Source organism: Vibrio sp. 10N.222.55.C6, from assembly GCF_041473395.1.
GTDB lineage: Bacteria > Pseudomonadota > Gammaproteobacteria > Enterobacterales > Vibrionaceae > Vibrio > Vibrio crassostreae_C.
This window is the reverse complement of sequence record NZ_JBFRSD010000008.1, coordinates 41,272-68,100: the sequence shown is the minus strand read 5'-3', so window position 1 is coordinate 68,100 and position 26,829 is coordinate 41,272. Positions and strand designations below refer to the sequence as shown.

Sequence of the window (26,829 nt, the reverse complement as noted above, 5' to 3'; positions counted from 1 at the left end):
AGATTATTATATTTAACCAAAGACAAACCTCGCGCCCCATCCCGGTTCACGATGCTTGTCTAAGGTCTTGCTAAGCGCCACCAAGGTGGTGGTTGCCTCGAACGCCATGATGATTTTGCATCAATTATGTTGACGAACGAACTCATTCAATAGGATATGAATAAGTAAGCTACTCCCCAAAGACCGCGAGATTTTAATCACCCACGCTTTCAAACACAAGTGTCAAACTTATCAAAATATCCACTTGTGCCGAAAAACAAACATTAAAGGCAAAAAAATCCACTAAACGACATTTTAGACCACTAATTAAACAAGATTACCCCTACTCGCTTTACGAATATCTCGGTATACTCAGAGGTTATTTTTCTCATTCATTTAAAAGAATCGCGCGAACCTGACTATGCAAAAATACGATATCAAAACCTTCCAGGGAATGATCCTCGCGCTGCAGGATTACTGGGCTCAAAACGGTTGTACCATTGTTCAACCTCTAGATATGGAAGTAGGTGCAGGCACCTCTCACCCAATGACATGTCTACGAGCACTTGGCCCAGAGCCAATGTCTACAGCTTACGTTCAACCTTCTCGTCGTCCGACCGATGGCCGTTACGGTGAAAACCCTAACCGTCTGCAGCACTACTACCAATTCCAAGTAGCGCTAAAACCATCGCCAGACAATATCCAAGAGTTGTACCTAGGCTCCCTAGAGGTTCTTGGTGTTGACCCACTTGTTCACGACATTCGCTTCGTTGAAGATAACTGGGAAAACCCAACACTAGGCGCATGGGGCCTTGGTTGGGAAGTATGGCTAAACGGCATGGAAGTAACTCAGTTTACTTACTTCCAACAGGTTGGCGGCCTTGAGTGTAAGCCAGTAACTGGCGAGATCACTTACGGTATCGAGCGTCTAGCAATGTACATCCAGGAAGTAGATTCTGTTTACGACCTAGTATGGAACGTAGCACCAGACGGTTCTAACGTGACTTACGGTGACATCTTCCACCAAAACGAAGTTGAGCAATCGACGTACAACTTCGAGCACGCAGACGTAGATTTCCTATTCACTTTCTTCGACCAGTGCGAGAAAGAGTGTAAAGAGCTACTTGAGCTTGAGAAGCCACTGCCGCTTCCAGCTTACGAGCGCATTCTAAAAGCAGGTCACGCATTCAACATCCTTGATGCGCGCAAAGCTATCTCTGTAACAGAGCGTCAACGTTACATCCTTCGTATCCGCAACCTGACTAAATCAGTTGCTGAAGCGTACTACGCGTCACGTGAAGCGCTTGGCTTCCCAATGTGTAAGAAGGAAGGTAAATAATCATGGCGAAGAATTTTCTAATTGAACTGGGTACGGAAGAGCTTCCACCAACAGCACTTCGTTCTCTAGCAGAAGCGTTTGCTTCTAACTTTGAAGCAGGTCTTAAAACGGCTGAGCTTTCTCACGAAGGCATCAAGTGGTACGCAGCACCTCGTCGTCTAGCACTTAAAGTAACTGCACTGGCTGAAGGCCAAGCAGACAAAGTGGTTGAGAAACGTGGCCCTGCTGTTTCTGTGGCATTCGATGCTGAAGGCAACGCGACCAAAGCGGCACAAGGTTGGGCTCGTGGTAACGGTATTACTGTTGAGCAAGCTGACCGTCTGAAAACAGACAAAGGCGAGTGGCTTCTTTTCAAACAAGAAGTAGCTGGCAAACCAGTTCAAGAATTGGTGATGGACATTGCTGCGAAAGCACTGGCTGGCCTACCAATTCCTAAAGCAATGCGCTGGGGTAACTCAGACATTCAATTTATCCGTCCAGTAAAAACACTGACAGTACTACTAGGTGATGAGCTTGTTGAAGGCGAAATCCTAGGCGTAGCATCTGCTCGTACTATCCGTGGCCACCGTTTCATGGGCGAACAAGAGTTCACAATCGACTCTGCTGACCAATACCCTGCGATCCTAGAAGAGCGCGGTAAAGTAATGGCAGATTACGAAGCGCGTAAAGCGATCATCCTTGCTGATTCGAAAAAAGCGGCAGCTGCGGTTGGCGGTACAGCTGACCTAGAAGATGACCTTGTTGAAGAAGTAACGTCTCTGGTTGAATGGCCAGTAGTACTGACAGCGAAGTTTGAAGAAGAGTTCCTAAAAGTCCCTTCTGAAGCTTTGGTTTACACCATGAAGGGTGACCAAAAGTACTTCCCTGTTTACGATGACAACAAGAAGCTACTACCGAACTTCATCTTCGTATCGAACATCGAGTCTAAAGAGCCTCGTCACGTTATCGAAGGTAACGAGAAAGTGGTACGCCCACGTCTTGCTGATGCTGAATTCTTCTTCAACACAGACCGTAAGCGCCCGCTTATCGACCGTCTTGCTGAACTAGACCAGGCTATCTTCCAGAAGCAATTGGGTACTATCAAAGACAAAACTGACCGCATCACAGAGCTTGCAGGCTACATTGCTGAGCAAATCGATGCTGACGTTGAAAAGTCTAAACGTGCTGGCCTACTGGCTAAGTGTGACCTAATGACCTCTATGGTATTCGAATTTACGGATACTCAAGGTGTGATGGGCATGCACTACGCGACTCACGACGGTGAAGACGAGCAAGTTGCACTGGCACTTTACGAGCAATACATGCCTCGTTTCGCGGGTGACGATCTACCAAGCACTGGTATCTCTTCAGCAGTAGCAATGGCAGACAAGCTAGACACTATCGTAGGTATCTTCGGTATTGGCCAAGCACCAAAAGGTTCTGATCCATTTGCTCTACGTCGTGCATCACTAGGTGTGCTTCGTATCATCGTTGAAAACGGCTACAACCTAGACCTAACCGATCTGATCGGCAAAGCGAAAGAGCTACTAGGCGACAAGCTGACTAACAAAAACGTAGAAGCTGACGTTATCGACTTCATGCTAGGTCGTTTCCGCGCATGGTACCAAGATGCTGGTTTCAGCGTTGATATCATCCAAGCGGTACTAGCACGTCGTCCAACTAAGCCTGCTGACTTTGACCAACGTGTTAAAGCGGTTTCTCACTTCCGTGAACTGGAAGCAGCAGAAGCACTAGCAGCAGCGAACAAGCGTGTAGGTAATATCCTTGCGAAATTCGATGGCGAGCTACCAGCTGAAATCGACCTAACGCTTCTTCAAGAAGACGCAGAGAAAGCACTGGCTGAAAACGTTGAAGTAATGACGGAAGCACTAGAACCAGCATTCGCAACAGGTAACTACCAAGAAGCCCTAAGCAAGCTTGCTGATCTACGTGAACCAGTTGATGCATTCTTCGATAACGTAATGGTTATGGCTGATGACGAAGCGCTTAAGAAGAACCGTCTAACGCTACTGAACAACCTACGTAACCTGTTCCTACAGATTGCTGACATCTCTCTACTGCAAAAATAAGCACAAGTGAGACAATTACTCTAAGTCATACTCTGAGTAATTAACGGTAAACACCCAAAGGGAAGCGAAAGCTTCCCTTTTTGTTTTTGTGAACCAAGCATTTGTTTGTAGAGGTCTTATTGATTAACTGAATGAAAGAGCACTCAGACTGTAGAGGGCATTGTTTGCTATAACTGACCTGTTTATTCAGGGGAAGGGAACAATGAAAAAAACAGTACTCGCGCTTTCAATGCTCGCACTCAGCGCATGCAGCCAAACCAGTGACAATATCCTATTACTGACAATTGATAACGACACTGTCGTATTTGAATCATCAGGTAAAGGTACCGTAATTGCAGAACAGGAACTCGCCAAAGGTAGCTATACCTTCTCTATCAGCGATACTCAAAATACCTGTGGTACTAACTATGCTTTGGCTGAAGAAAGTCGCATCAAATTCAATAAACCCCTTCGCCTAGACGACTGCGCCGAGAATTCTGAAATAGATATAAAGGTCTTTCGTGCTAACACCTACCAGTTTACGCTCAACCCTCAGACCAATGAACTGACCGTTCAGATAAAGCCGAAGCAGCAACAAGTTCAAAGCTTTGCCTGTCCTGTACCCAGTGACCAACCAACCACCATCGATGTTACTCAAACCTTTGATGATGGCACCTTGGTAAGAGACGCTCTTTCAGGCAAACAAGTCACAGTTACCAATGGCAGCGTCACCATGCAGCCAGCAGAAAACAGCCAAGGTGTTCTGCTACTAGAGAAAGTAGAACCAGAAACCAAGGCCGATTTTAGTTGGGACAACGCCACTGTTTACTTCGTCATGACCGACCGTTTCCATAATGGTAATCCTGATAACGACAACAGCTATGGTCGCAGCCAAGATGGACAAGATGAAATCGGCACCTTCCACGGTGGTGACTTGGCAGGCTTAACCGAAAAACTCGACTATATAGAATCGCTCGGTGCCAATGCTATCTGGATTACCTCTCCGTTAGAACAGATCCTCGGTTGGGTTGGCGGTGGTGATCGCGGTGATTTCAAGCATTATGGCTACCATGGTTACTACCACCAAGATTGGACCAAGCTTGATGACAACATGGGCACTGAAGACGAGCTAAAAACCTTCATCGATACCGCGCATAGCAAAGGCATTCGTGTTGTTTGGGATGTGGTAATGAACCACACCGGCTATGCGACGCTTGCCGACATGCAAGAGTTTGATTTTGGTAAGCTCAACCTAACTGACGAAGAAGCCAAACAAACACTTGGCGAAAACTGGACAGATTGGCAACCTGCCAAAGGTCAGAACTGGCACTACTTCAACAACTACATCTCTTACAGCGACAAAGAAGCGTGGGAAAAGTGGTGGGGCAAAGCTTGGCTACGCAGCGATATCGGCGCCTATGACTCTCCGGGCTACAATAACCTCACCATGTCTTTGGCGCATCTGCCCGATTTCAAAACAGAGTCGACAGAGACAATCGGGCTGCCTAATTTCTATCGCAATAAGTCCACCAGCGCGACCGATGAACTCAAAACACCTCGTAACCATTTAATCACTTGGTTATCGGATTGGGTGCGCGAATATGGTGTCGATGGTTTCAGGGTCGATACCGCTAAACACGTTGAACTCGAAGCATGGGCAGAACTAAAAGAGAGCACCAACCAGGCACTTGCCGAGTGGAAACAGAACAACCCAGACAAGGCCTTGGATGACTTACCCTTCTGGATGACTGGCGAAGTATGGGCACACAGCGTGGTCAAATCAGATTACTTCGCTAACGGATTTGATTCGATCATCAACTTTGAATTCCAGAGTGATATCGCACCAAAGGCGCTCAAGTGCCTATCCGATCTTGATGCTGATTACCTTCGATACGCAGAGAAGATCAACAACGACAGCGAGTTCAACGTACTGAGTTACCTTTCGTCTCACGACACCTCGCTATTCTGGACACAACATGGCAGTGACTTTGCAAAACAAACCAAAGCTGCAAACGCGTTGATGCTGGCTCCCGGTGCGGTACAGATCTATTACGGCGATGAAATCGCCCGAGACTTTGGCCCAACGGGTTCTGATCCAATGCAAGGCACACGCTCAGACATGCCTTGGGATCAAATCACTGGCGAACGTGCAGAGCTGCTAGAACACTGGCAAGCGCTTGGCCAATTCCGCCAACGCCACCCAGCCGTTGCTCAGGGTAAGCACATCATCCGTAACAGCAAGGGCTACTATGCGTTCGAACGCCAATACCAAGATGACAAGGTATTAGTCGTTTATACCGGTTCGAACTAAACCTTCATTAACATAAACACCAGAAACTAAAGGGGAAGCTTAGGCTTCTCCTTTTTTTTATCGCTAAAGGTACGTTCAATAAGCAAGCTGTCACTCATTAACCAAACTTTATAGAAGTTTTTTACGTGTTAGAGCATTTGGCGCTATGCGTCGCAAAAACATTGCGGTATGTTCAAGGAATACACTGATGGCAGACATAAGGTCTGCCTTAATGACACGTAACAAGCAATCACAATGAATTAGGTAAAATTAGTAATGCAGTTCTCTAAGTTTGGCGAAAAGTTTAATCGATACTCTGGAATCACTCGTTTAATGGATGATTTGAATGATGGCCTGCGCACTCCTGGCGCTATCATGCTCGGTGGTGGCAACCCAGCCGCTATCCCTGCCATGCTCGATTACTTTAACCAAGCCAGTGCCGACATGCTCGCCAGTGGAGAACTCATCGCCGCCCTCGCCAACTACGATGGTCCGCAGGGTAAAGACAGCTTCATCAAATCGTTAGCGGCAATGCTGAAAGAGACCTACGGTTGGGACATCAGCGAGAAGAACATCAGCCTGACTAATGGCAGTCAAAGTGGCTTCTTCTACCTATTCAACCTGCTAGCAGGCCAACAGCCTGACGGCTCACATAAGAAAATCCTACTGCCGATCGCACCGGAATACATCGGCTACGGCGACGCGGGTATTGATGACGATATTTTTATCTCTTACCACCCAGAGATCGAACTGCTAGAAAACCGTCAGTTTAAATACCACGTTGATTTTGAACAACTAAAGGTTGATGACTCAGTCGCGGCTATCTGTGCATCTCGTCCAACCAACCCAACGGGTAACGTACTGACCGACGAAGAAGTGCGTAAACTGGATAAACTGGCGCGTGAAAACAACATCCCACTGCTGATCGACAATGCTTACGGCCTGCCGTTTCCTAACATCATCTTTGAAGATGTCGAACCGCTCTGGAATGAAAATACGATTCTGTGCATGAGCCTTTCTAAGCTTGGTTTGCCGGGTGTGCGTTGCGGTATCGTAATTGCGAATGAAGAAGTAACACAAGCATTGACCAACATGAATGGCATCATTAGCTTAGCGCCAAACAGTGTTGGCCCTGCAATTGCCAATCACATGATTGAAAAAGGCGATTTACTGCGCTTAAGTAGCGAGGTAATCAAACCTTTCTATAAAGATAAGTCACTACGTGCAGTTGAACTGTTACAAGACGCTATCGACGACCCTCGCTTCCGTATTCACAAGCCTGAAGGCGCTATCTTCTTATGGCTATGGTTTGATGAGCTGCCGATCACCACAATGGAACTGTACGACCGCCTTAAAGCTCGCGGCGTATTGATTGTTCCGGGTGAATACTTCTTTATCGGCCAAGAAGACGAGTGGGATCATGCTCACCAGTGCTTACGCATGAACTACGTACAAGATGATGAGGCGATGCAGAAAGGCATTGCTATCATTGCTGAAGAAGTGAAAAAGGCTTACTCAGAGCAGTAATAAGAGCTTTTAGCTTACCGCAGGTCAAATACAAAAAGAGCACCTCATTAGGTGCTCTTTCACTTTTACTTCCCGATATTTTTTAGCTCTAAGGAGCTAACAGTAATTAGCCTTCTAGTAGACTATTACCATTGATAGCAATCTTACGTGGTTGCATCGCTTCTGGGATTTCGCGTTCGAGGTCGATGTGAAGAAGACCATTTTCCATGCTTGCACCTACCACTTTTACGTAGTCAGCCAGTTGGAATTTACGCTCGAAATCGCGCTCTGCGATACCTTGGTATACGAAGGTTTTCTCTGCTTCTGCTTTACGCTCACCTTTCACAATTAGCATGTTCTCTTTCTGAGTCAGATCTAATTGGTCATCAGCAAAACCAGCGACTGCCATAGTAATACGGTAGTTGTTCTCGTCTTTTTGCTCGATGTTGTATGGAGGGTAACCGCCAGAAGAGTTCTTCGATGTATTCGCTTCCATCATGTTGAATAGACGATCGAAGCCGATTGCGTTGCGGTAAAGTGGAGTGAAATCTACAGTTCTCATAATGCTATCCTTTTAGTAAGCAATAGTCTTAGCTGCGAATTTTACTTGGATCTAACCTGTGTGTGACCCAGTAAACAGCTAAGAGATTCAATTCGCATTCCTCGGGTTTCACCTCTATTGGCGACAACGCTGGGACATGGCAATGAATCAATTTTTAAGTTGTGTGCTGCCAAAGTTATCCTCTATTGAGCGATACTTCGTTAGCGGTAATGAAGGTTCTGTTTCTTCTCTTGTAGAGCAAGACAGTCATCCTCTTCACAAATAGATATATGGATTGAGCAAAATAGTTTCAAGGGGTTATTTTCAATTATTTTTGCAACTCAATATTTTTCAATATCTTACAAACATAAAAAAGCACCATCCAAAGGATAGTGCTTTAAAATGATTTTAGTTTTTTGAGACGAAGCTATTTGGCTTTAGTTCAAGGAAGGGGCGCGGAGCATACGAATGTATGTGAGCACCTCTGACACAGAAATTAAGCCAAAGAGCGAAGTATCAAAGAGACTAAACGTCTAGGTTTGCTACTTTCAGTGCATTCTCTTCGATGAAGTTACGACGAGGTTCAACTTGGTCACCCATTAGCGTCGTAAACAACAAATCAGCACCAACAGCGTCTTCAATTGTTACTTGCATCATACGGCGAGTTTCAGGATCCATTGTGGTTTCCCAAAGTTGATCAGGGTTCATCTCGCCTAGACCTTTGTATCGCTGTAGGCTTAGACCACGACGAGACTCTTTCACTAACCAGTTCAGAGCATCAACGAAGCTAGAAACTTCTTGAGTACGCTCACCACGCTTAATGTAAGCGCCTTCTTCAATCAAGCCATCAAGAGCTTCAGAAAGATCCGCTAGCTTACCAAACTCTTTAGAGTTAATAAGATCGATGCTTAGTAGGTGTTCATGAGTCACACCATGAGTACGAACCACAATCTTAGGAACGCTTAAGCCTAGCTCTTCGTGTTTTTCAACTTCAAGGCTGTATTGGCTTGCACCTACTTCTTTCGCGTTTAGCTGTTCAACAAGCTGCTTACCCCAAGCTTCAACTGCCGCGTCATCATGACACTGCTCGGCCGTTAGACGAGGAACGTAAATCAGTTCGTGAACCAATGCGCGTGGGTAACGGCGGCTCATACGATCAACAAGCTTGATGCCTGCATTGTATTGCTGAACAAGCTTCTCTAAACCTTCACCTGCAAATGCTGGCGCTTCAGGGTTTACGTGCAGTTCTGCGTTGTCTAAAGCCAAAGATACTTGATACTGGTTCATCGCATCTTCATCTTTAATGTACTGCTCTTGCTTACCTTTCTTCACTTTGTAAAGTGGCGGTTGAGCAATGTAGATGTAGCCACGTTCAATCAGCTCTGGCATTTGACGGTAGAAGAACGTCAGTAGCAGGGTACGGATGTGAGAACCATCGACATCGGCATCGGTCATGATGATGATGTTGTGGTAACGCAGTTTATCTGGGTTGTATTCGTCACGACCAATACCACAACCAAGAGCGGTGATTAGCGTTGCTACTTCTTGAGAAGACAGCATTTTATCGAAACGTGCTTTCTCTACGTTAAGGATTTTACCTTTCAGCGGTAGGATTGCTTGGTTCTTACGGTTACGCCCCTGCTTAGCTGAACCGCCAGCAGAGTCTCCTTCCACAATATATAGTTCAGACAGTGCAGGATCTTTTTCCTGACAGTCAGCAAGCTTACCAGGAAGACCCGCTAAATCTAATGCGCCTTTACGACGAGTCATTTCACGAGCTTTACGCGCTGCATCACGAGCACGTGCTGCATCAATAATTTTAGAACAAACTGTTTTCGCTTCTCCTGGGTTCTCAATAAGGAACTCAGACAACTTCTCACCCATTGTAGATTCAACGGCAGACTTCACTTCTGAAGAAACCAGCTTATCTTTAGTTTGGCTTGAGAACTTAGGATCAGGCACTTTAACAGAAACAATCGCCGTCAGACCTTCACGAGCATCATCACCAGAGGTCGCAGTCTTCGCTTTCTTAGAGAAGCCTTCCTTGTCCATGAAGCTGTTCAGAGTACGCGTTAGCGCCGCACGGAAACCTGCTAAGTGAGCACCACCATCGCGTTGAGGGATGTTGTTGGTGAAACAGTAGATGTTTTCTTGGTAGCCGTCATTCCACTGCATCGCAACTTCAACGGTAATACCGTCTTCGCGCTCAGAGTTAAAGTGGAAGATTTTTTGGATGATTGGCGTTTTGTTAGTATTAAGGTGTTCAACAAACGCTTGGATACCGCCTTCGTATTCGAAGTGATCCATTTTGTCTTCTTCGCGCTCGTCAATTAGCTTAATTGATACACCTGAGTTCAAGAATGATAGCTCACGTAGACGCTTAGCTAAAATGTCGTAATGGAACTCGATGTTAGTGAAGGTTTCTTCACTCGGCCAGAAACGAATCTCTGTACCTGTTTTGTCCGTGTCACCCACAACCGCTAGTGGCGCTTGAGGCTCACCGTGGCAGTATGTTTGAGTGTGGATTTTGCCACCGCGATGGATAGTAAGAGTAACTTGCTTAGAAAGTGCGTTAACTACTGAAACACCAACACCGTGCAGACCACCAGATACTTTGTACGAGTTATCATCGAACTTACCACCAGCGTGAAGAACCGTCATGATTACTTCTGCTGCTGATACTTTTTCTTCTGGGTGCAATTCAGTTGGAATACCACGGCCGTCATCGCTTACTGACACAGAACTATCTTCATGGATAGTTACGATGATGTCATTACAGTGACCAGCGAGTGCTTCATCAATAGAGTTATCTACCACCTCAAAAACCATGTGGTGCAGACCGGTACCATCATCCGTGTCGCCAATGTACATTCCAGGACGCTTACGTACCGCATCCAGACCCTTCAGTACTTTAATACTCGATGAATCGTAATTATCTGACATAGTTACTCTCTGACTAATTATCCTTGCTCTATTTTGCCATGTTCCACATGAAACATCCTGCTATTTTCGTCATGCATATCTGCAATCTGATCAGCGGTAATAGAGCTTACAAAAACTTGAGCCTGGGTCGCCTTTAAACACTCAGCAAGACGTGCTCGGCGTTGGCTATCTAATTCGGAAGCAAAGTCATCTATCAAGTAGATGCACTGCTTACCTGTCATTTGAGTGAGATGTTGCCCTTGTGCTACTCGTAGCGCGCACACCATCAACTTCAATTGACCTCGTGACAAGACATCTTCCACTGGAGTGCCGTTCACTTTTATCTTTAGATCCGCTTTGTTTGGCCCACTAAAGGTGTAACCAAGCTGCTGATCCCTTTCAAAATTCTTTTCTAATATATCGGCGTACGGGGTGTCTTTGTCCCAGCCACGATAGTAGTTAATCTTTATCTCAAACTCAGGAAGGAAGGTCGCACAGATTTCTTCGGCGACTTCTTTGAGCTGATCAACGTAGGTGGCACGCCACTGACTGATGCTTTCTGCTAAACGGGCCAATTCTTGGTCCCAATAGCTCAGCTCTCGATAGTGCGTTGCCGTTTTCAATAAGGCGTTTCGCTGCTTATTGAGGCGCTTTACCCTGCCCCACGCATCATAAAAGCCCGACTCACTGTGGAAGACTCCCCAATCAATGAATGCTCGGCGATGCTTAGGTCCATCGGTTAGTAAATCAAACCCTTCAGGGTGAATCAACTGCAAAGGTAAGACTTGAGCTAACTGAGCCAACTTTTGCCCAGTTTGACCGCTTATTTTAACCTCTGTCGTGCCATCGCGCTGCTTATTAATGCCAATTGGCAGCTCAAATTGATCCGAGGTCATAAAACGGCCATGTACAAACAGCTCACTACACTCGTTTTGTATGATACGACCGGTAAGTGAACTCTTGAATGAGCGACCATGTCCGAGCAGATACACAGCTTCAAGGACACTGGTTTTGCCGCTTCCGTTAGCCCCTATAAGAAAGTTAAAGCCTGATGACGGTTGAATGTCACAGGCTTCAATATTTCTAAACTGCTTAACGATTAAGCGCGATAAAGGCATAACGTCTTCATATTAATCTTCAATCATGACTCGGTAGGTCAACATAGGGCTGCTTATAAGCGAATTGGCATAACAACGTACATCGCGCTGTCATCTTGTGCGTTCTCGATAAGAGCACTCGCATTGGCGTCTGACATTGAGATGCGAACCTGTTCACAACGCAGTGTGTTCAGAACATCCAATACGTAGCTTACGTTGAAGCCAATCTCTAGCGCGTCACCGTCGAAGTTAACATCGAGTACTTCTTCTGCTTCTTCTTGCTCTGGGTTGTTCGCGGTAATGCGCATCTCGCTATCCGCAAGGTTAACGCGAACACCACGGAATTTTTCATTCGATAGAATCGCAGCACGAGAAAATGCTGAACGTAATTCATCACAGCCAGCTTCAAGTGTCTTGGTGGTATTTTGCGGCATTACGCGGCGATAATCAGGGAAACGACCATCAACCAGCTTAGAAGTGAAGACATAGTTGTTCACTTCAGCTCGCACGTTAGAGTTACCAATTTGCAGTGTTACTGGCTGTTCAGGTGCATCCAATAGCTTCACTAACTCTTGAACACCTTTACGAGGAACAATGATCTGCTTCTGAGCAAAATCCGCACCCAGTTGTGCTTGAGATACTGCCATACGGTGACCATCGGTCGCTACGCTGCGCAGGATAGAGCCTTCAATCTCAAACAACATACCGTTGAGGTAGTAACGAACATCTTGGTTCGCCATTGAGAATTGTGTTTTCTCGATAAGACCGCGAAGTTCAGCTTGTGTCACTGACACTTCAACTTCACTGCTCCAGTCTTCAATATTTGGAAAATCTGCCGCGGGTAATGTTGCTAAAGAGAAGCGGCTACGACCAGAGCGAACCTGAATACGGTCATCATCCAATACCACCGTGATCACTGAGTTATCTGGCAATCCACGGCAGATATCTAGGAATTTACGTGAAGGTACGGTAATGCTACCCGCTTCGAAATCACCTTCAAGCGTTACACGGCTGATCAGTTCAACTTCTAGATCCGTCGCTGTCATCGACAACACGTTATCTTCTACTTTAATCAGTAGGTTTCCTAGAATTGGAAGCGTTGGCCTGCCACCGAGTGCGCCAGATACTTGTTGTAATGGCTTAATCAGGTGACTACGTTCAATGGTAAATTTCATATCTTGCTCTTACGGTCTAAATGGCACTGCGTAATAGTACGTGGCCAAGATTCTACTTATTAAGGTTAAGAATACTGTGTATTAAGAAGAAAGGGTACGAATCAAGTTCGAATAATCTTCTTTAATGTCGTGGCTCTCTTCACGCAGCTGAGCAATCTTACGACAAGCATGCAGTACCGTCGTGTGGTCACGACCACCGAATGCATCGCCAATCTCAGGCAAGCTATGGTTTGTTAGCTCTTTCGCCAGTGCCATCGCCAATTGACGTGGACGAGCAACAGAACGAGAACGACGCTTAGACAATAGATCAGCGACTTTGATTTTGTAGTACTCGGCTACTGTCTTTTGAATGTTATCAATAGTGACCAGTTTTTCTTGCAGTGCAAGTAAGTCACGCAGTGCTTCACGCACGAAGTCGATCGTGATCGGGCGGCCAGTGAAGTTTGCATTCGCAATAACACGGTTCAATGCGCCTTCCAGTTCACGAACGTTAGAGCGTAGACGCTTGGCAATAAAGAACGCCACTTCATCCGCAAGGTGAATTTGGTGGTCTTCGGCTTTCTTCATCAAGATCGCAACACGTGTCTCAAGCTCTGGTGGCTCAATCGCTACCGTCAAACCCCAGCCGAAACGAGATTTAAGACGATCTTCTACCCCGTTGATCTCTTTTGGATAACGGTCAGACGTTAGGATGATCTGTTGGTTGCCTTCAAGCAGCGCGTTAAAGGTATGGAAGAACTCTTCTTGAGAACGCTCTTTATTAGCAAAGAATTGGATGTCATCGATAAGCAATGCATCAACACTACGGTAGTAGCGCTTAAATTCTTCGATCGCGTTGTTTTGCAGAGCCTTTACCATATCCTGAACAAAACGCTCTGAGTGCATGTAAACCACTTTCGCATTCGGCTTATTATCAACAATGGCGTTACCCACCGCATGCAACAAGTGCGTTTTACCTAAACCAGTGCCGCCGTATAGGAACAACGGGTTGTAGGCTGTACCTGGGTTATCAGAAACCTGACGTGCCGCAGCCAAACCGAGTTGGTTCGATTTACCTTCAACAAAGTTATTGAACTTATGTTTTGGGTTCACGTTTGAGCGGTGATTCAAGTCAACCGCGACAGGCTCTTCATCACGCCAGATATTATGGACAGGTTTGCGAGCTTGTAATTGCGCAGGTGCTGATGACTCAGCGGCCACATCAGCTGCAGTGCGAGTCTGAGTTGGTGTCGGTGTCGCAGGCTTTGGTGCAATCACACGCTTGCTTCCCACTTCAAAATGAAGATGTGGGATATCGTTACCGCAATATTCTTGCAGCAGACGGTTAATGCTATTTAGATACTTATCACGAACCCAATCGAGTACGAAACGGTTCGGTGCAAATAGAGTTAGAGTATTGTCATTGAGTTCCGCTTGTAACGGACGAACCCACATACTGAATTCTGTAGCTGGTAACTCTTCTTGAAGCTGTTGCAAACACTGCAACCAAAGCGAAGATGACACGGTGCCCTCACTCTATTTAAAGTAATATGAAATGACCGCTAATTTTACCTGTTGATAAGTCAGATCACCAGCAATTGATCACAGATCCAGTGAATAAGATCCAAGTTATTCACAATAAATTTGTAATTTATCGGTGGATCCACACATCTTGCCCCTAATTTACTCACACAATGATCCACTTATGCCCGGATCCTTGCTAGTTATCCCCAAATCGGGAATTCAATCTGGTTATGGTTAATAACATCTGGTTATTTATTCTAGTGAGCATTTTCCCAGTAACATCCAAACCCATAAATATAAGGAGTTACCAAATGAATAACTGGATTAAGGCTGCAATTGCGGCTATCGCACTCTCTGCTGCTACTGTTCAAGCTGCGACTGAAGTTAAAGTCGGCATGTCTGGTCGCTATTTCCCGTTTACGTTCGTTAAACAAGACCAGCTACAGGGTTTTGAAGTGGATTTATGGGATGAGATCGGTAAGCGTAACGATTACAAGGTTGAATACGTAACGGCAAACTTCTCTGGTCTGTTTGGTCTTCTTGAAACGGGTCGCATCGATACCATTTCAAACCAAATTACAATGACGGATGCACGTAAAGCGAAATACCTATTCGCAGACCCATACGTAGTAGACGGCGCACAAATTACCGTTCGTAAAGGTAATGACAGCATTAAAGGCATCGAAGACCTTGATGGCAAGACGGTTGCGGTAAACCTAGGCTCAAACTTTGAACAACTGCTTCGCAGCTACGATAAAGATGGCAAGATCAATGTCAAAACCTACGATACAGGTATTGAACATGACGTGGCACTGGGTCGTGCCGATGCATTCGTAATGGATCGCCTATCAGCACTAGAGCTTATCAAGAAGACTGGTCTACCATTACAACTAGCAGGTCAGCCATTCGAAACAATTGAAAACGCTTGGCCTTTCGTCGACAACGATAACGGCAAAAAACTGCAAGCAGAAGTAAATGAAGCATTAGCAGCAATGCGCGCAGATGGTACGCTAGAAAGTATCTCTCAGAAATGGTTTGGTGCGGACATTACTCAGAAGTAATTACTCACTTTCTCCATTCAAGGCCCACTGCTTTATACAGCGGTGGGCTTTTTGCTTTTGTGCACTGATTAAAAAACCTGATACAACAGTACTTACATATAGAACAACACTGCCAATAAAAATACGAGATAGATTATGGGATTTGACTTTAATTACATGCTAGAGCTGTTGCCAATACTACTGAAGTATTTAGGCACCACGATGGAGATGGCGACCTGGGGCTTGTTCTTTGCTCTGATCCTGTCTCTGATACTGGCGAATATTCGTGTATTCAAAATCCCAGTGCTCGACCAACTGAGCCAGCTGTACATTAGCTTCTTCCGAGGCACACCACTGTTGGTGCAGCTGTTCCTCCTTTATTACGGCTTACCACAAGTCTTCCCGTGGATGGTTGGGTTGGATGCCTTCAGCGCCGCTGTGATTGGCTTAACCCTGCACTTTGCCGCGTATATGGCAGAAAGTATTCGTGCCGCGATTATCGGTATTGATCGCAGCCAGATGGAAGCCAGCCTTTCGGTCGGTATGACAACCAGCCAAGCGATGCGCCGAGTGATCTTACCGCAAGCAACTCGCGTGGCACTGCCGTCGTTGATGAACTACTTCATCGATATGATCAAGTCGACTTCACTTGCCTTCACCCTAGGTGTCGCCGAAATCATGGCTAAAGCTCAGATGGAGGCTTCTTCAAGTTTCCGCTTCTTCGAGGCTTTCTTAGCAGTCGCACTGATTTACTGGGGCGTGGTGGTTATCCTCACTCGTATTCAAATTTGGGCCGAAGTGAAACTGAATAAGGCGTATGTACGATGATCAAATTACAAAATATCCACAAGCAGTTTGGTGACACCGAAGTTTTGAAAGGGATCGACCTAGAAATCAAACAAGGTGAGATAATTGTCATCATAGGTTCAAGTGGTACGGGTAAATCTACCCTACTGCGTTGTGTGAATTTTCTAGAGCAAGCCGATCAAGGCACGATTTCGATTGATGATATCAAGGTTGATACTCAGAAACACACTAAGGCAGAGGTGCTTGCACTGCGTCGTAAGACCGGTTTTGTGTTCCAAAACTATGCACTGTTCGCTCACCAAACCGCGAGACAGAATATTGCTGAAGGTTTAATTACCGTTCGTGGTTGGAAAAAACAGCAAGCCCATGAAAAAGCACAACAAATACTTGATGATATTGGCTTAGGTGACAAAGGTGATAGCTACCCAGCCGCGCTCTCTGGTGGCCAGCAACAACGGGTGGGTATTGGCCGTGCAATGGCACTACAACCCGAGCTTTTACTGTTTGATGAGCCGACTTCAGCGCTCGATCCTGAGTGGGTTGGCGAAGTGCTTAACCTAATGAAAAAACTGGCAAATCAGCATCAAACCATGCTGGTGGTTACCCATGAAATGCAGTTCGCGAGAGAGGTCGCAGACCGAGTGATCTTCATGGCTGACGGTCATATTATCGAGCAGGGATCTCCACAGGATATTTTTGGTAATCCACAGGATCCTAAATTAAAAAAATTCTTAAATAAGGTTGGGATCGACTAAGGATCCTTGTGATTTTAGTTATTCTACGTATAATCCCCCGACCGGAATTTTAGTTAACCCAATCATTGACACTTTTTGTGACAGTGATTACAATTCCGCCTCTTTGTTGAGAGGCGTCGGTTTTCCTTTCTTATATAAAGAAGAGAAAAAATGCCCACGCCGGGTTTAACAAAAACCTAAAACTACTGATCAGTAAGGTAATTACAATGAAACGCACTTTTCAACCTACAGTTCTAAAGCGTAAGCGTACTCACGGTTTCCGTGCTCGCATGGCTACTAAGAACGGTCGCGCAACAATCAATGCACGTCGTGCAAAAGGCCGTAAGCGTCTTTCTAAGTAATCTTTGATTATTTTGAATAAGCTAGCCTTCGGTCGGGAGTTACGCTTGTTAACTCCCGAACATTATCAAAATGTCTTCAAGCAAGCTCATCGAGCTGGCTCCCCTCATTTCACCATCATTGCCCGAAATAACTCTCTTTCAAATCCTCGTCTTGGATTAGCCGTTCCGAAAAAGCAGATTAAAACCGCCGTGGGTCGTAACCGATTCAAGCGTCTTACTCGTGAAAGCTTTCGTAACACTCAACACAAACTTCCTAACAAAGATTTTGTTGTAATCGCTAAGAAGAGCGCGCAAGATTTAAGCAATGAAGAAATGTTCAAGCTACTCGACAAATTATGGCTTCGCCTGTCTCGCCCTTCGCGTGGATAGCGCTAATACCCATCTATTTTTATAGATGGTTTATTAGTCCACTCATCGGCCCACGCTGCCGATTTACTCCAACCTGCTCTTTATATGCGATAGAAGCGTTGAAAGCTCACGGTTTTGTAAAAGGGTGTTGGTTATCAGGCAAACGTCTATTAAAATGCCATCCTTTGAACGAAGGGGGCTTTGACCCCGTTCCACCAGTCCAAAAACAAGACAGAGATAAATAACGATGGATTCTCAACGTAATATCCTGTTAATCGCATTGGCTTTGGTTTCTTTCCTACTGTTCCAACAATGGAACGTAGCTCAGAATCCAGCACCACAAGCGGTTGAGCAGGCACAATCTGGCAGCACCCTACCAGCGCCATCTTATGCAGATGATCTAGACCCGGCTCCTGGTCAAGTTGCTTCTTCTGCTAAAACTATCACAGTAACAACTGATGTACTGACTCTGTCAATTGATACGGTTGGTGGTGATGTCGTTAAAGCAAACCTAAACGATTACTCTGCTGAGTTCGATTCTGAAGATACGTTTGTTCTTCTTAAAAACGAACCAGGTCACCAATTTATCGCACAAAGCGGTCTAGTGGGTCCTCAAGGTATCGATTTAAGCAGCACAAACCGCCCAAGCTACACAGTTTCAGCAGACAGCTTCACGCTTGCTGATGGTCAGGATGAACTACGCATCCCGATGACTTACCAAGCGAACGGCCTTGATTACACGAAAACATTCATCCTTAAGCGTGGCAGCTACGCAATGGATGTTGAATACGATGTAGTCAACAACTCTGGTAACAACGCGACATTCGGCATGTACGCTCACCTGCGTCAGAACGTAATGGATGACGGCGGTAGCCTAACAATGCCAACTTACCGTGGTGGTGCTTACTCTACGGAAGATACGCGTTACAAAAAATACAGCTTCGACGACATGCAAGATCGCAACCTGTCTCTTAACCTAGCAAACGGTCAAGGTTGGGCAGCGATGATTCAGCACTACTTTGCAAGTGCATGGATCCCACGCGACGAAGCAGGCAGCAACCTTTACACTCGTGTAATTGGTAACCTTGGCGACATCGGTGTTCGCATGCCGAACAAAACCATCGCTACTGGCGACGAAGCAAACTTCAAAGCAACGCTTTGGGTTGGTCCTAAACTTCAAGACCAAATGGCTGCTGTTGCACCTAACCTAGACCTAGTAGTTGACTACGGTTGGTTATGGTTCATTGCTAAACCACTTCATACTCTGCTTTCGTTCATTCAAGGCATCGTTGTGAACTGGGGTCTGGCAATCATCTGTCTAACTTTCATCGTTCGTGGTGCTATGTACCCACTAACGAAAGCTCAGTACACGTCTATGGCGAAAATGCGTATGCTTCAGCCTAAGCTGACTGCAATGCGTGAGCGTATCGGCGACGACCGTCAACGCATGAGCCAAGAAATGATGGAGCTTTACAAGAAAGAGAAAGTAAACCCACTAGGTGGCTGTTTACCTATCCTTCTGCAAATGCCTATCTTCATTTCGCTATACTGGGCACTAATGGAGTCTGTTGAACTGCGTCACTCACCGTTCTTCGGTTGGATTACTGACCTTTCAGCACAAGACCCATACTACATCTTGCCACTTCTGATGGGTGCTTCAATGTTCCTAATCCAGAAGATGAGCCCGACAACTGTAACGGATCCAATGCAGCAGAAGATCATGACCTTTATGCCGGTTATGTTCACATTCTTCTTCCTGTTCTTCCCTTCAGGTCTGGTTCTATACTGGCTAGTATCGAACATCGTAACTCTGATTCAGCAAACGCTTATCTACCGCGCGCTGGAAAAGAAAGGCTTACATTCTAAGTAAGTTCGATAATAGAAAGAGACAAAGAAAGGCGACCAAAAGGTCGCCTTTTTGTTTTTAGCTGATTACAATTCAGCTAATTGATTAATCGTGAGCGCCCCTTTTTGGCTTTCACATGCTAGCAGGCACAACTATGACTACAGATACGATTGTTGCTCAAGCGACTGCACCCGGCCGTGGCGGCGTCGGTATTATTCGCGTTTCAGGCCCACAAGCAGCCCAAGTTGCGCTTGAAGTTACCGGCAAAGTACTGAAACCACGTTACGCTGAGTACACCCCTTTTAAATCTCACGATGGTTTAGAGCTAGACCAAGGCATCGCGCTTTACTTTCCTAACCCGCACTCGTTTACCGGTGAAGACGTTTTAGAGCTGCAAGGCCACGGTGGTCCTGTGGTAATGGATATGCTCATCAAGCGCATCCTCGCTATTCCAGGGCTACGCGCAGCACGCCCAGGTGAGTTCTCGGAGCGTGCCTTCTTGAACGACAAGATGGATTTAACCCAAGCAGAAGCGATTGCTGACCTCATTGATGCCAGTTCAGAAGAAGCGGCGAAATCAGCTCTGCAATCGTTGCAAGGTGAGTTCTCGAAACGCATTAATACGCTGGTGGACTCTCTGATTCACTTACGCATCTATGTTGAAGCCGCTATCGACTTCCCAGAAGAAGAGATTGATTTCCTTGCTGACGGTAAAGTAAGTGCTGACTTACAAGCTATCATCGACAACCTCGAAGCGGTTCGCCAAGAAGCCAATCAAGGTGCCATCATGCGTGAAGGTATGAAGGTGGTGATTGCAGGTCGTCCTAATGCCGGTAAGTCGAGCTTACTGAATGCATTATCGGGTAAAGACTCCGCGATTGTGACTGATATTGCAGGTACAACCCGTGATGTACTTCGTGAACATATCCATATTGATGGTATGCCACTGCACATTATTGATACCGCAGGCCTGCGTGAAGCCTCGGATGAAGTCGAAAAAATCGGTATTGAACGCGCTTGGGAAGAAATTGCTCAAGCCGATCGCGTTTTATTTATGGTCGATGGCACCACTACCGATGCAACCGACCCGAAAGATATCTGGCCAGATTTCGTTGATCGTCTGCCGAATAACATCGGAATGACCGTGATTCGTAACAAAGCCGATCAAACCGGTGAAGATCTCGGGATTTGCCATGTTAATGATCCAACTCTGATTCGACTATCAGCAAAGACGGGACAAGGCGTTGATGCACTACGTAATCACTTAAAAGATTGCATGGGCTTTGCTGGTGGCAATGAAGGTGGCTTCATGGCACGTCGTCGCCACTTAGATGCCCTAGAACGCGCATCTGAGCATCTAGATATTGGCCAGCAACAGCTCGAAGGCTATATGGCAGGGGAAATCTTGGCAGAAGAACTGCGTATAACGCAGCAACACCTTAACGAGATTACTGGTGAATTCAGTTCCGATGACCTACTCGGCCGTATCTTCACCTCTTTCTGTATTGGTAAATAACCTTTAAAGGCCGGCTCATGCTGGCCTTTTTCTTTAGTAAGGACAGCTTAATGATCCACATTATTACAGGCAGCACCTTAGGTGGTGCAGAGTACGTTGGCGATCACCTTAATGATCTTCTTGAAGAGCAAGGCCACGAGATCACCCTTCATAATCAGCCTGAATTCGATGATATTCCCCAACAAGGCTTTTGGTTGCTGGTGACTTCAACTCATGGTGCGGGTGAATTTCCAGATAATATTAAGCCGTTTATCGACGCATTGACCCAGCAATCTCCAGATTTAAGCCCGGTTCGCTTTGCTGTCGTGGCGCTTGGTGATTCGAGTTACGATACCTTCTGTTTGGCGGGAAAATCAGTCCACAGCCAGATGAAAGAGCTCGGTGCTCAGCCTATTTCTGACTGTTTTACCATCGATGTATTGGAAACTCCGGTACCAGAAGACGCAGCAGAAGCTTGGTTCAACGATCATAGCGACCAGTTTTAACCTCTCTCCTCTCTCAAAAAGCGGCTTATGCCGCTTTTTTTGTCTCTGAACATCGTGATTGTGAATAACTTTTTTTCAAAAACATCGAAAATTAGCGATCTATTTTCAATTTCTGCTGTGGATAAGATCATACATATACGGTGATTAACCTATAGTTATCCAAATAACAAGTTTTAGGCTAATTTCCTCCTGTGAATAAGTAGCCATTTTGATCCCAGCTAATCCTCATCCTGATCAAAGTTAGATCACATCATTTGATCCAAAAAAGATCCATGATCTCGTTGATCATTTCCGACTTATCCACAGATACCCTCGATCCTAATAATAGATCTAATAAAAGATCTCCTTAAAGATCTTATCTATATTAATTAAAAACAGCTTTTTCGAAAAATCCCAAAAACGTTTTCTCAGGCTATGAAAACAGGTAGAATATCGCTCCTTTTTATCAATCTAGAAAACGTTTGAATACCTGAGGTCGGTTCATGCTTTATCACGAAAAATTTGACGTCATCGTTGTTGGTGGTGGCCATGCAGGAACGGAAGCCGCACTCGCATCTGCACGTACTGGTCAAAGTACGTTATTACTTACTCATAATATCGATACACTAGGACAAATGTCTTGTAACCCAGCCATTGGCGGGATCGGTAAGGGCCACTTGGTAAAAGAGGTCGATGCAATGGGTGGATTAATGGCGCAAGCTATTGATCATGCAGGTATTCAGTTCAGAACATTGAACGCATCAAAAGGCCCTGCGGTTCGTGCTACTCGTGCACAAGCTGACCGCGCACTGTACAAAGCCTTTGTTCGTAACGTTCTTGAAAACACGCCAAACCTGACTTTGTTCCAACAGTCGGTTGATGACTTGATCGTTGAACAGGATCAAGTGGTAGGTGTGGTAACGCAGATGGGCCTTAAGTTCCGCGCAAGCGCTGTGGTTCTGACTGTGGGCACATTCCTAGGCGGCAAGATCCATATTGGTATGGAAAGTTCTTCAGGTGGCCGTGCTGGTGATCCACCATCGATCGCACTGGCTGACCGTCTTCGTGATCTTCCATTCCGAGTTGATCGCCTGAAAACAGGTACTCCTCCTCGTATCGATGCGCGTAGCGTTGATTTTTCTGAGCTTGAGGTTCAGCACGGTGATAACCCGACGCCTGTTTTCTCGTTCATGGGCAGCCGAGCTCAACAACCTCGTCAAATTCCATGTTACATCACGCATACCAATGAAAATACGCATGACGTAATTCGTGCCAACCTTGATCGCAGCCCTATGTACGCGGGTGTGATTGAAGGCATTGGCCCTCGTTACTGCCCTTCGATTGAAGACAAAGTAATGCGTTTTGCTGACAAGAACAGTCACCAAATTTTTATTGAGCCAGAAGGTCTAACGACTCACGAGCTATACCCGAATGGTATCTCTACCAGTCTGCCGTTTGATGTACAGGTTCAAATTGTTCGTTCGATGAAGGGCTTTGAAAATGCTCATATCGTTCGCCCTGGCTATGCGATTGAGTACGATTTCTTTGATCCTCGCGACCTTAAGCTGACTTACGAAACTAAGTTTATCAAAGGTCTATTCTTTGCGGGTCAAATCAACGGTACCACTGGCTATGAAGAAGCGGCTGCACAAGGCTTGATGGCCGGTCTGAATGCAAGTTTGTTTACTCAAGGCAAAGAAGGCTGGAGTCCACGTCGTGACCAAGCTTACATGGGCGTGCTTATCGACGACCTATCTACCATGGGTACCAAAGAACCTTACCGCATGTTTACGTCTCGCGCGGAATACCGTCTGCTGCTTCGTGAAGACAACGCCGATATCCGCTTGACTGAAAAGTCGCGTGAACTTGGCCTTGTTGATGACGCTCGTTGGGCTCGTTTCAACGAGAAGATGGAAAACATGGAGAAGGAGCGTCAACGTCTGAAAGAGACTTGGATTAATCCAAAATCTGAAGATATTGATCAACTGAACCAAATTCTGAAAACACCAATGTCTCGTGAAGCGAGCGGTGAAGATCTTCTTCGTCGCCCTGAAATGACTTATTCACAGTTAACCGCATTGGATCGTTTTGGTCCTGCACTGGAAGATCAACAAGCGTCTGAGCAAGTTGAGATCCAAGTGAAGTACGATGGTTACATTCAGCGTCAACAAGACGAAATTGAAAAATCACTGCGTCATGAAAACACCAAACTGCCTGCTGATATCGATTACAGCAAGGTAAAAGGACTTTCTAACGAAGTGGTTCTTAAACTAACGACAGCTAAGCCTGACTCAATTGGTATTGCTTCGCGAATTTCAGGTATCACACCTGCAGCAATCTCAATTCTGTTGGTTTACTTGAAAAAACACGGCCTGTTGAAAAAAGGTGAGGAAGCATAATGAGCGCATTACGCGAAAAACTGGATCACCTTATTGGCCAGACTGAACTTGAAGTATCTGAAAAACAACGTGGCCAGTTGGTTGGCTACGTTGAGTTACTGAACAAGTGGAACAAAGCTTATAACCTAACATCAGTTCGTGACCCACAAGAAATGATGGTGAAACATATCTTAGATAGCATCATTGTTAGCACTCACTTACAAGGTAAGCGCTTTATCGATGTGGGTACGGGACCTGGTCTTCCTGGGATTCCGCTCTCAATCATGAATCCAGACTGCGAGTTTTACTTGCTAGACAGCCTAGGTAAGCGTATTCGTTTTATCAAACAGGTGATTCATGAGCTGGGTATCGACAACGTGGTACCGGTTCAAAGTCGCGTTGAAGAATTTCAACCAGAAGAAAAGTTTGATGCAGTGCTCAGTCGTGCATTTGCGTCAATGACAGACATGGTAGAGTGGTGTCACCATTTACCTAAAGAGCAATCCGGTGTATTTTTGGCTCTTAAGGGACAACATCCTAGAGACGAAATCGACCTGTTACCTGAATGGTGTTCAGTGACAGACATTAAAGCTTTGCAAGTGCCAGAGCTTGATGGAGAGCGTCATCTAGTTACTTTATCGCGTCAGGGATAATCAGCGAGGCCATAGTGGGTAGAATCGTAGCAATTGCCAACCAGAAGGGTGGCGTAGGAAAAACAACAACTTGCATTAATTTAGCAGCATCAATGGCGGCAACAAAACGCAAGATATTGGTTGTTGACCTCGATCCTCAAGGTAATGCCACTATGGCGAGCGGTGTCGACAAGTATCAAGTTGAAGCAACAGCTTACGATTTGTTGGTTGAAGACACCCCATTTGATGAGGTGGTTTGCCGGAGTACATCTGGCAATTATGACCTCATCGCCGCGAACGGTGATGTTACTGCGGCAGAAATCAAGCTGATGGAAGTGTTTGCTCGTGAAGTTCGTTTAAAAAATGCACTCGAACCCATTCGCAATAACTATGATTTCATCTTTATTGATTGCCCGCCCTCATTAAACCTTCTTACAATCAACGCGATGGCTGCGGCCGACTCCGTATTGGTTCCTATGCAATGTGAATACTTTGCTTTGGAAGGTTTGACTGCATTGATGGATACCATCAGTAAGCTAGCGGCTGTTGTAAACGAGAACCTGAAGATCGAAGGTCTTCTACGTACTATGTACGATCCTCGTAACCGCTTATCGAACGAAGTATCTGATCAACTCAAAAAACATTTTGGTAGCAAAGTCTACCGAACTGTTATCCCTAGAAATGTGCGTCTGGCAGAAGCGCCTAGTCATGGCAAGCCAGCAATGTACTACGACAAATATTCCGCAGGAGCGAAGGCATATCTTGCTCTTGCAGGCGAAATGTTGCGTCGTGAAGAAGTCCCAGTATAGGTCTAACCAAAGGAATTCGCTCAATGTCTAAGCGCGGTTTAGGAAAGGGGCTAGATGCATTGCTTGCAACTAGCTCTCTGGCTCGTGAAAAACAACAAGTAGCTTCTCATAGTCAAGCGTTATCGGCTGATGGTGAGCTCATCGAACTTGCTGTCGGTTGCTTAAAGCCAGGTGTATATCAACCGCGTAAGGATATTGCGCCGGAAGCGCTAGAAGAGTTAGCGGCATCTATACAATCTCAAGGCATTATCCAACCGATCGTTGTACGCCCTTTAGCGCACGACCAATTTGAGATTATTGCTGGTGAACGTCGTTGGAGAGCGGCTCGTCAAGCTGGTCTTAAACAAGTTCCATGCTTGATCAAGAGAGTAGAAGACAAGGCCGCGATTGCGATGGCATTGATCGAGAACATTCAACGTGAAGATCTGAATGTTATCGAAGAATCACAAGCGCTAGAGCGCTTGCAGAACGAGTTTTCACTGACACATCAGCAGGTCGCCGATGTGATTGGTAAATCCAGAGCTACCGTTAGTAACTTATTACGTCTAAATCAGCTCGAAAATGAAGTAAAAGGTTTAGTTTCCAGTAAACAACTAGAAATGGGGCATGCTAGAGCACTGCTTGCGCTTGAAGGTGTTACCCAGGTTGAGGCAGCGAATACTGCAGCAACCAAAAAAATGACCGTGCGTCAAACTGAGCAACTTGTCAAAAAGTGCTTAAAACCAGACGTTGAAGCGGAATCGAAGCCCGAAGACACTGAGGCCATCGAACTTTCACGAAGACTCACGGAAAAATTGCAAGCAAACGTTTCAGTTACTCGTTCTGTTAGCGGTAAGTCAAAAGTGACAATTACTCTTGATGAGCCTCACAAATTAGAGCAACTTATTGCTAAACTAGAGTACTAAATGAGATAATTGATTTAGGTCAATTATGTAATAAACAAGTAATTTCTTACAAAAGTTGTCGGTTTGTATACAGAAATGTAAATGATTGCTGCATTCTTATTGCAATCAATTTGGCTGAACGTATAATTTTCGCCAATTTCTCAGCACGCTTTTAAGCGAGTGGTAAAGTGGGCTTAAAGAGGAACGAATACATGGTAGCGGCGTTAGCAAGACCAGGACGAGTGCTTGCAAAGCAAATGTTATTGATCGAGCTTAGCGCGGTTATATTAGTGGCGATAGGGTTAGGTTTAGCTGTTAATCCTGATTGGGGTTTTGCTGCATTGGTTGGTGGCGGTATTTTTGTCATCGCGAATGTGGTTTTTTGTGTGTGTGCTTTCCTATTTTGTGGAGCTCGCGCAACTAAGTTAGTTGCGGCGTCGTTCTATGCAGGTGAAGCACTAAAGATCCTTATCACAGTTCTACTATTCTCTATTGTCTACATGTATATGCAGGTGGAATTAATTCCCCTCAAACTGACCTATTTACTGGTTCTAGGTATTAATATCTTTGCGCCAGTGCTTTTCATTAACAATAAAAAATAGGATGAGT

Annotated in this window: 24 protein-coding genes and 1 riboswitch; of the genes, 19 read left to right on the top strand and 5 right to left on the bottom strand. The window is 45.6% G+C overall.

Features of this window, described 5'->3' with window-relative positions:
• Positions 1-14 precede the first annotated feature (14 nt).
• Positions 15-190, bottom strand: a riboswitch (yybP-ykoY riboswitch).
• A gap of 210 nt (positions 191-400) precedes the next feature.
• The 4 genes from glyQ (at position 401) to AB4486_RS08565 (ending at position 7,183) form a co-directional block, all read left to right on the top strand.
• The gene (gene glyQ / locus AB4486_RS08580; RefSeq protein WP_017058815.1) at positions 401-1,318 is read left to right on the top strand and encodes a glycine--tRNA ligase subunit alpha; all 918 of its coding nucleotides are present in this window, start codon (positions 401-403) and stop codon (positions 1,316-1,318) included.
• Positions 1,319-1,320: 2 nt separating this feature from the next.
• Positions 1,321-3,387: a glycine--tRNA ligase subunit beta gene (gene glyS / locus AB4486_RS08575; RefSeq protein WP_017071788.1), complete on the top strand. Its 2,067-nt coding sequence runs from the start codon at positions 1,321-1,323 to the stop codon at positions 3,385-3,387.
• Between the two features lie 202 nt (positions 3,388-3,589).
• Positions 3,590-5,677 (top strand): alpha-amylase, encoded by a 2,088-nt coding sequence (locus AB4486_RS08570; RefSeq protein ID WP_372116956.1) that lies wholly within the window; start codon positions 3,590-3,592, stop codon positions 5,675-5,677.
• 255 nt (positions 5,678-5,932) lie between these two features.
• Positions 5,933-7,183 carry a valine--pyruvate transaminase gene (locus AB4486_RS08565; RefSeq protein WP_372116955.1) on the top strand — a complete coding sequence of 417 codons (1,251 nt, stop codon included), beginning with the start codon at positions 5,933-5,935 and terminating at the stop codon, positions 7,181-7,183.
• Between the two features lie 106 nt (positions 7,184-7,289).
• Here AB4486_RS08565 and AB4486_RS08560 read toward each other — a convergent pair whose 3' ends face one another.
• Positions 7,290-7,724: an Hsp20 family protein gene (locus AB4486_RS08560; protein WP_009848140.1), complete on the bottom strand. Its 435-nt coding sequence runs from the start codon at positions 7,722-7,724 to the stop codon at positions 7,290-7,292.
• Between the two features lie 142 nt (positions 7,725-7,866).
• On the opposite strand from AB4486_RS08560, the gene AB4486_RS08555 reads away from it, so the two are divergent.
• Positions 7,867-7,989 carry a hypothetical protein gene (locus AB4486_RS08555; protein WP_267869012.1) on the top strand — a complete coding sequence of 41 codons (123 nt, stop codon included), beginning with the start codon at positions 7,867-7,869 and terminating at the stop codon, positions 7,987-7,989.
• A gap of 239 nt (positions 7,990-8,228) precedes the next feature.
• On the opposite strand, the gene gyrB is transcribed toward AB4486_RS08555, so the two are convergent.
• From gyrB to dnaA, 4 genes are all read right to left on the bottom strand, one after another.
• Entirely contained in the window at positions 8,229-10,646 is a 2,418-nt protein-coding gene (gyrB, locus tag AB4486_RS08550; protein WP_372116954.1) for a DNA topoisomerase (ATP-hydrolyzing) subunit B, read from the bottom strand.
• A gap of 17 nt (positions 10,647-10,663) precedes the next feature.
• Positions 10,664-11,743: a DNA replication/repair protein RecF gene (gene recF / locus AB4486_RS08545; protein WP_017058810.1), complete on the bottom strand. Its 1,080-nt coding sequence runs from the start codon at positions 11,741-11,743 to the stop codon at positions 10,664-10,666.
• Between the two features lie 53 nt (positions 11,744-11,796).
• A complete protein-coding gene (gene dnaN / locus AB4486_RS08540) occupies positions 11,797-12,897 on the bottom strand; it encodes a DNA polymerase III subunit beta (RefSeq protein WP_372116952.1) in 1,101 nt (366 codons plus the stop codon).
• A gap of 81 nt (positions 12,898-12,978) precedes the next feature.
• Positions 12,979-14,400, bottom strand: coding sequence for a chromosomal replication initiator protein DnaA (gene dnaA, locus AB4486_RS08535; RefSeq protein WP_017058808.1), 1,422 nt, complete (start codon positions 14,398-14,400; stop codon positions 12,979-12,981).
• A gap of 311 nt (positions 14,401-14,711) precedes the next feature.
• Here dnaA and AB4486_RS08530 point away from each other — a divergent pair, with 311 nt between their 5' ends.
• From AB4486_RS08530 to AB4486_RS08465, 14 genes are all read left to right on the top strand, one after another.
• On the top strand, positions 14,712-15,461 hold the full coding sequence (locus tag AB4486_RS08530) for an amino acid ABC transporter substrate-binding protein (RefSeq protein ID WP_009848135.1): 750 nt from the start codon (positions 14,712-14,714) through the stop codon (positions 15,459-15,461).
• 135 nt (positions 15,462-15,596) lie between these two features.
• Positions 15,597-16,268 (top strand): amino acid ABC transporter permease, encoded by a 672-nt coding sequence (locus AB4486_RS08525; RefSeq protein ID WP_009848134.1) that lies wholly within the window; start codon positions 15,597-15,599, stop codon positions 16,266-16,268.
• The gene (locus AB4486_RS08520; protein WP_017058807.1) at positions 16,265-17,002 is read left to right on the top strand and encodes an amino acid ABC transporter ATP-binding protein; all 738 of its coding nucleotides are present in this window, start codon (positions 16,265-16,267) and stop codon (positions 17,000-17,002) included. Before AB4486_RS08525 ends, AB4486_RS08520 begins: the two co-directional genes overlap by 4 nt.
• A gap of 206 nt (positions 17,003-17,208) precedes the next feature.
• Positions 17,209-17,343 (top strand): 50S ribosomal protein L34, encoded by a 135-nt coding sequence (gene rpmH, locus AB4486_RS08515; RefSeq protein ID WP_004735800.1) that lies wholly within the window; start codon positions 17,209-17,211, stop codon positions 17,341-17,343.
• A gap of 45 nt (positions 17,344-17,388) precedes the next feature.
• The gene (gene rnpA, locus AB4486_RS08510; protein ID WP_017055478.1) at positions 17,389-17,712 is read left to right on the top strand and encodes a ribonuclease P protein component; all 324 of its coding nucleotides are present in this window, start codon (positions 17,389-17,391) and stop codon (positions 17,710-17,712) included.
• Positions 17,679-17,936, top strand: coding sequence for a membrane protein insertion efficiency factor YidD (yidD, locus tag AB4486_RS08505; protein WP_004735802.1), 258 nt, complete (start codon positions 17,679-17,681; stop codon positions 17,934-17,936). Before rnpA ends, yidD begins: the two co-directional genes overlap by 34 nt.
• Positions 17,937-17,938: 2 nt before the next feature.
• A complete protein-coding gene (gene yidC, locus AB4486_RS08500; protein WP_017058806.1) occupies positions 17,939-19,561 on the top strand; it encodes a membrane protein insertase YidC in 1,623 nt (540 codons plus the stop codon).
• Positions 19,562-19,691: 130 nt separating this feature from the next.
• A complete protein-coding gene (mnmE, locus tag AB4486_RS08495; protein WP_029235098.1) occupies positions 19,692-21,053 on the top strand; it encodes a tRNA uridine-5-carboxymethylaminomethyl(34) synthesis GTPase MnmE in 1,362 nt (453 codons plus the stop codon).
• A 50-nt stretch (positions 21,054-21,103) separates the two neighbouring features.
• Entirely contained in the window at positions 21,104-21,538 is a 435-nt protein-coding gene (gene mioC, locus AB4486_RS08490) for an FMN-binding protein MioC (protein WP_017058804.1), read from the top strand.
• Between the two features lie 482 nt (positions 21,539-22,020).
• Positions 22,021-23,916 carry a tRNA uridine-5-carboxymethylaminomethyl(34) synthesis enzyme MnmG gene (gene mnmG / locus AB4486_RS08485; RefSeq protein WP_017058802.1) on the top strand — a complete coding sequence of 632 codons (1,896 nt, stop codon included), beginning with the start codon at positions 22,021-22,023 and terminating at the stop codon, positions 23,914-23,916.
• Positions 23,916-24,548 (top strand): 16S rRNA (guanine(527)-N(7))-methyltransferase RsmG, encoded by a 633-nt coding sequence (rsmG, locus tag AB4486_RS08480; protein WP_017058801.1) that lies wholly within the window; start codon positions 23,916-23,918, stop codon positions 24,546-24,548. Before mnmG ends, rsmG begins: the two co-directional genes overlap by 1 nt.
• A gap of 14 nt (positions 24,549-24,562) precedes the next feature.
• Entirely contained in the window at positions 24,563-25,336 is a 774-nt protein-coding gene (locus AB4486_RS08475; RefSeq protein WP_029235097.1) for a ParA family protein, read from the top strand.
• Positions 25,337-25,359: 23 nt separating this feature from the next.
• Positions 25,360-26,241 carry a ParB/RepB/Spo0J family partition protein gene (locus AB4486_RS08470; protein ID WP_017063024.1) on the top strand — a complete coding sequence of 294 codons (882 nt, stop codon included), beginning with the start codon at positions 25,360-25,362 and terminating at the stop codon, positions 26,239-26,241.
• Positions 26,242-26,432: 191 nt separating this feature from the next.
• The gene (locus AB4486_RS08465; protein ID WP_010433210.1) at positions 26,433-26,822 is read left to right on the top strand and encodes a F0F1 ATP synthase subunit I; all 390 of its coding nucleotides are present in this window, start codon (positions 26,433-26,435) and stop codon (positions 26,820-26,822) included.
• Positions 26,823-26,829 lie beyond the last annotated feature (7 nt).

What these genes read in the sequence shown, in the direction of transcription:
- glyQ (WP_017058815.1), top strand. Translation starts at nt 401, where the DNA reads ATGCAAAAATACGATATCAAAACCTTCCAGGGAATGATCCTCGCGCTG.
- glyS (WP_017071788.1), top strand. Translation starts at nt 1,321, where the DNA reads ATGGCGAAGAATTTTCTAATTGAACTGGGTACGGAAGAGCTTCCACCA.
- AB4486_RS08570 (WP_372116956.1), top strand. Translation starts at nt 3,590, where the DNA reads ATGAAAAAAACAGTACTCGCGCTTTCAATGCTCGCACTCAGCGCATGC.
- AB4486_RS08565 (WP_372116955.1), top strand. Translation starts at nt 5,933, where the DNA reads ATGCAGTTCTCTAAGTTTGGCGAAAAGTTTAATCGATACTCTGGAATC.
- AB4486_RS08560 (WP_009848140.1), bottom strand. Translation starts at nt 7,724, where the DNA reads ATGAGAACTGTAGATTTCACTCCACTTTACCGCAACGCAATCGGCTTC.
- AB4486_RS08555 (WP_267869012.1), top strand. Translation starts at nt 7,867, where the DNA reads ATGAATCAATTTTTAAGTTGTGTGCTGCCAAAGTTATCCTCTATTGAG.
- gyrB (WP_372116954.1), bottom strand. Translation starts at nt 10,646, where the DNA reads ATGTCAGATAATTACGATTCATCGAGTATTAAAGTACTGAAGGGTCTG.
- recF (WP_017058810.1), bottom strand. Translation starts at nt 11,743, where the DNA reads ATGCCTTTATCGCGCTTAATCGTTAAGCAGTTTAGAAATATTGAAGCC.
- dnaN (WP_372116952.1), bottom strand. Translation starts at nt 12,897, where the DNA reads ATGAAATTTACCATTGAACGTAGTCACCTGATTAAGCCATTACAACAA.
- AB4486_RS08530 (WP_009848135.1), top strand. Translation starts at nt 14,712, where the DNA reads ATGAATAACTGGATTAAGGCTGCAATTGCGGCTATCGCACTCTCTGCT.
- AB4486_RS08525 (WP_009848134.1), top strand. Translation starts at nt 15,597, where the DNA reads ATGGGATTTGACTTTAATTACATGCTAGAGCTGTTGCCAATACTACTG.
- AB4486_RS08520 (WP_017058807.1), top strand. Translation starts at nt 16,265, where the DNA reads ATGATCAAATTACAAAATATCCACAAGCAGTTTGGTGACACCGAAGTT.
- rpmH (WP_004735800.1), top strand. Translation starts at nt 17,209, where the DNA reads ATGAAACGCACTTTTCAACCTACAGTTCTAAAGCGTAAGCGTACTCAC.
- yidD (WP_004735802.1), top strand. Translation starts at nt 17,679, where the DNA reads ATGGCTTCGCCTGTCTCGCCCTTCGCGTGGATAGCGCTAATACCCATC.
- yidC (WP_017058806.1), top strand. Translation starts at nt 17,939, where the DNA reads ATGGATTCTCAACGTAATATCCTGTTAATCGCATTGGCTTTGGTTTCT.
- mnmE (WP_029235098.1), top strand. Translation starts at nt 19,692, where the DNA reads ATGACTACAGATACGATTGTTGCTCAAGCGACTGCACCCGGCCGTGGC.
- mioC (WP_017058804.1), top strand. Translation starts at nt 21,104, where the DNA reads ATGATCCACATTATTACAGGCAGCACCTTAGGTGGTGCAGAGTACGTT.
- mnmG (WP_017058802.1), top strand. Translation starts at nt 22,021, where the DNA reads ATGCTTTATCACGAAAAATTTGACGTCATCGTTGTTGGTGGTGGCCAT.
- rsmG (WP_017058801.1), top strand. Translation starts at nt 23,916, where the DNA reads ATGAGCGCATTACGCGAAAAACTGGATCACCTTATTGGCCAGACTGAA.
- AB4486_RS08470 (WP_017063024.1), top strand. Translation starts at nt 25,360, where the DNA reads ATGTCTAAGCGCGGTTTAGGAAAGGGGCTAGATGCATTGCTTGCAACT.
- AB4486_RS08465 (WP_010433210.1), top strand. Translation starts at nt 26,433, where the DNA reads ATGGTAGCGGCGTTAGCAAGACCAGGACGAGTGCTTGCAAAGCAAATG.